Annotated in this window: 3 protein-coding genes and 2 pseudogenes; 2 read left to right on the top strand and 3 right to left on the bottom strand. The window is 56.4% G+C overall.

The features are described 5' to 3' along the window. Positions 1-338, bottom strand: a pseudogene (locus tag AB0M56_RS50365) (MFS transporter); the annotation flags it as partial. A gap of 109 nt (positions 339-447) precedes the next feature. On the opposite strand from AB0M56_RS50365, the gene AB0M56_RS50370 reads away from it, so the two are divergent. Then, positions 448-1,794, top strand: coding sequence for an acyl-CoA dehydrogenase family protein (locus tag AB0M56_RS50370; protein ID WP_364190746.1), 1,347 nt, complete (start codon positions 448-450; stop codon positions 1,792-1,794). Positions 1,795-2,665: 871 nt separating this feature from the next. Here AB0M56_RS50370 and AB0M56_RS50375 read toward each other — a convergent pair. Then, positions 2,666-2,857: a Rop family plasmid primer RNA-binding protein gene (locus AB0M56_RS50375; RefSeq protein ID WP_000165985.1), complete on the bottom strand. Its 192-nt coding sequence runs from the start codon at positions 2,855-2,857 to the stop codon at positions 2,666-2,668. 64 nt (positions 2,858-2,921) lie between these two features. Here AB0M56_RS50375 and AB0M56_RS50380 point away from each other — a divergent pair, with 64 nt between their 5' ends. Beyond that, positions 2,922-3,257 carry a hypothetical protein gene (locus tag AB0M56_RS50380; RefSeq protein ID WP_081450183.1) on the top strand — a complete coding sequence of 112 codons (336 nt, stop codon included), beginning with the start codon at positions 2,922-2,924 and terminating at the stop codon, positions 3,255-3,257. Positions 3,258-3,274: 17 nt separating this feature from the next. Here AB0M56_RS50380 and AB0M56_RS50385 read toward each other — a convergent pair. Continuing rightward, positions 3,275-3,616: pseudogene (locus AB0M56_RS50385) on the bottom strand (hypothetical protein); the annotation flags it as partial. Between the last annotated feature and the right edge of the window lie 31 nt (positions 3,617-3,647).

Below are 3,647 nucleotides of genomic sequence, written 5' to 3' on the forward strand. Positions count from 1 at the left end.
CCGGGCGCTATCATGCCATACCGCGAAAGGTTTTGCGCCATTCGATGGTGTCCGGGATCTCGACGCTCTCCCTTATGCGACTCCTGCATTAGGAAGCAGCCCAGTAGTAGGTTGAGGCCGTTGAGCACCGCCGCCGCAAGGAATGGTGCATGCAAGGAGATGGCGCCCAACAGTCCCCCGGCCACGGGGCCTGCCACCATACCCACGCCGAAACAAGCGCTCATGAGCCCGAAGTGGCGAGCCCGATCTTCCCCATCGGTGATGTCGGCGATATAGGCGCCAGCAACCGCACCTGTGGCGCCGGTGATGCCGGCCACGATGCGTCCGGCGTAGAGGATCGAGATCTCGATCCCGCGAAATTAATACGACTCACTATAGGGGAATTGTGAGCGGATAACAATTCCCCTCTAGAAATAATTTTGTTTAACTTTAAGAAGGAGATATACCATGGGCAGCAGCCATCATCATCATCATCACAGCAGCGGCCTGGTGCCGCGCGGCAGCCATATGCACCTGCTCATTACGCGCCCAGCTCGTCAGCGTTACGTTGAACTTGCTGAGGATATGGCTGCAGTGTTTCGCGAGCGTGCAGCCGAGCATGACCGCACCGCGGCATTCCCCTTTCGTAACATTGATGAACTCCGCGCCGCAGGGTATCTGGCCTTAACTGTTCCGCGCGAATTAGGCGGCCTGGGCGGCACATTAGCGGACATGGCAGTAGCCCAGGAACGTCTCGCTGCCGGTTGTGCATCCACGGCCCTGGCGGTTAATATGCATTTGAGTATGGCGGGCCAGATGGCGCGTGCCTGGCGTACGACCGGGGATGAGCGCGCTCGTAAGACCTTAACTGAGATCGTCGAGGGACGCGTGATCTTAATGGGTGCCACCGCTGAACCAGGGCACGCCCTGGTCCGTACTACTGGCGCGAAGGCGCGCAAAGTTGAGGGTGGGTACCTGGTAACGGGTGATAAGACATTCGGGACAGGCTCTGCCGTGATGACTCACATGACCAGCATGGCTGAGTACCGTGAGCACCCGGACGGCCCCCACGTGCTGGTGTTCCGCATTCCCGCCGATTCTCCAGGCGTGCGCGTGCTTGAGGGAACGTGGAATACTTCCGGACTCCGTGCAACACGTTCGGAGAACATCGAGCTCCGTGATGTTATGGTACCCGAGGAAAATGTACTGACATCGTACCCCGTCGGTAGTCTTGATGGTTCACTCTTACAGACCGTATGGGGATGGGCGATGCCTACATTCGCAGCGGTTTATTTAGGTGTTGCGGTCGGTGCATTCGAAACATGCGTTCGTGACGTTCGTTCGCGCGGATGGGAAGATCGCCCGTACATCCGTGCGGAGATCGCTGCGTGCGAGGAATTGATCGAGACGAGTCGTGCGTTAATTGAGCGCACTGCGGGCGAAGTAATGGGCAACGGGCTCTGGAACGCGTTGACAATCCAACAAGGTATGGCCCGCGCCGTCTTGACCAAGAACGTTGGAACCAACAACGCGGTCGAAATTGTGGATCGCGTGATCCGTATTATTGGAACCCCCGCGTTGCGCCCAGGATCGGTGTACGAGCGTGCACACCGCGACGTCCGTGCGGGTACCATGCATCCCTATTCCAACGCGGATGCGTGTGACCTTATCGCAGCCACCACGCTGGGTGAAGAAACCGCCCCGGTACATCCGCCCCGTTTGGACCGTCTCGCTGAGCCAGCACCTGAAGCCGAGGCAGAAGTAGAAGCTGGTGCGAAGGCGTCTGATACCGCCGTTCGTCCTGCCGCCTCATAACTCGAGCACCACCACCACCACCACTGAGATCCGGCTGCTAACAAAGCCCGAAAGGAAGCTGAGTTGGCTGCTGCCACCGCTGAGCAATAACTAGCATAACCCCTTGGGGCCTCTAAACGGGTCTTGAGGGGTTTTTTGCTGAAAGGAGGAACTATATCCGGATTGGCGAATGGGACGCGCCCTGTAGCGGCGCATTAAGCGCGGCGGGTGTGGTGGTTACGCGCAGCGTGACCGCTACACTTGCCAGCGCCCTAGCGCCCGCTCCTTTCGCTTTCTTCCCTTCCTTTCTCGCCACGTTCGCCGGCTTTCCCCGTCAAGCTCTAAATCGGGGGCTCCCTTTAGGGTTCCGATTTAGTGCTTTACGGCACCTCGACCCCAAAAAACTTGATTAGGGTGATGGTTCACGTAGTGGGCCATCGCCCTGATAGACGGTTTTTCGCCCTTTGACGTTGGAGTCCACGTTCTTTAATAGTGGACTCTTGTTCCAAACTGGAACAACACTCAACCCTATCTCGGTCTATTCTTTTGATTTATAAGGGATTTTGCCGATTTCGGCCTATTGGTTAAAAAATGAGCTGATTTAACAAAAATTTAACGCGAATTTTAACAAAATATTAACGCTTACAATTTCCTGATGCGGTATTTTCTCCTTACGCATCTGTGCGGTATTTCACACCGCAATGGTGCACTCTCAGTACAATCTGCTCTGATGCCGCATAGTTAAGCCAGTATACACTCCGCTATCGCTACGTGACTGGGTCATGGCTGCGCCCCGACACCCGCCAACACCCGCTGACGCGCCCTGACGGGCTTGTCTGCTCCCGGCATCCGCTTACAGACAAGCTGTGACCGTCTCCGGGAGCTGCATGTGTCAGAGGTTTTCACCGTCATCACCGAAACGCGCGAGGCAGCTGCGGTAAAGCTCATCAGCGTGGTCGTGAAGCGATTCACAGATGTCTGCCTGTTCATCCGCGTCCAGCTCGTTGAGTTTCTCCAGAAGCGTTAATGTCTGGCTTCTGATAAAGCGGGCCATGTTAAGGGCGGTTTTTTCCTGTTTGGTCACTGATGCCTCCGTGTAAGGGGGATTTCTGTTCATGGGGGTAATGATACCGATGAAACGAGAGAGGATGCTCACGATACGGGTTACTGATGATGAACATGCCCGGTTACTGGAACGTTGTGAGGGTAAACAACTGGCGGTATGGATGCGGCGGGACCAGAGAAAAATCACTCAGGGTCAATGCCAGCGCTTCGTTAATACAGATGTAGGTGTTCCACAGGGTAGCCAGCAGCATCCTGCGATGCAGATCCGGAACATAATGGTGCAGGGCGCTGACTTCCGCGTTTCCAGACTTTACGAAACACGGAAACCGAAGACCATTCATGTTGTTGCTCAGGTCGCAGACGTTTTGCAGCAGCAGTCGCTTCACGTTCGCTCGCGTATCGGTGATTCATTCTGCTAACCAGTAAGGCAACCCCGCCAGCCTAGCCGGGTCCTCAACGACAGGAGCACGATCATGCGCACCCGTGGGGCCGCCATGCCGGCGATAATGGCCTGCTTCTCGCCGAAACGTTTGGTGGCGGGACCAGTGACGAAGGCTTGAGCGAGGGCGTGCAAGATTCCGAATACCGCAAGCGACAGGCCGATCATCGTCGCGCTCCAGCGAAAGCGGTCCTCGCCGAAAATGACCCAGAGCGCTGCCGGCACCTGTCCTACGAGTTGCATGATAAAGAAGACAGTCATAAGTGCGGCGACGATAGTCATGCCCCGCGCCCACCGGAAGGAGCTGACTGGGTTGAAGGCTCTCAAGGGCATCGGTCGAGATCCCGGTGCCTAATGAGTGAGCTAACTT

It is taken from the genome of Amycolatopsis sp. NPDC051372 (assembly GCF_040682095.1).
In the GTDB taxonomy this organism is placed as follows: domain Bacteria; phylum Actinomycetota; class Actinomycetes; order Mycobacteriales; family Pseudonocardiaceae; genus Amycolatopsis.

Coding starts and splice junctions, on each gene's coding strand:
- AB0M56_RS50370 (WP_364190746.1), top strand. CDS start 448: ATGGGCAGCAGCCATCATCATCATCATCACAGCAGCGGCCTGGTGCCG.
- AB0M56_RS50380 (WP_081450183.1), top strand. CDS start 2,922: ATGCTCACGATACGGGTTACTGATGATGAACATGCCCGGTTACTGGAA.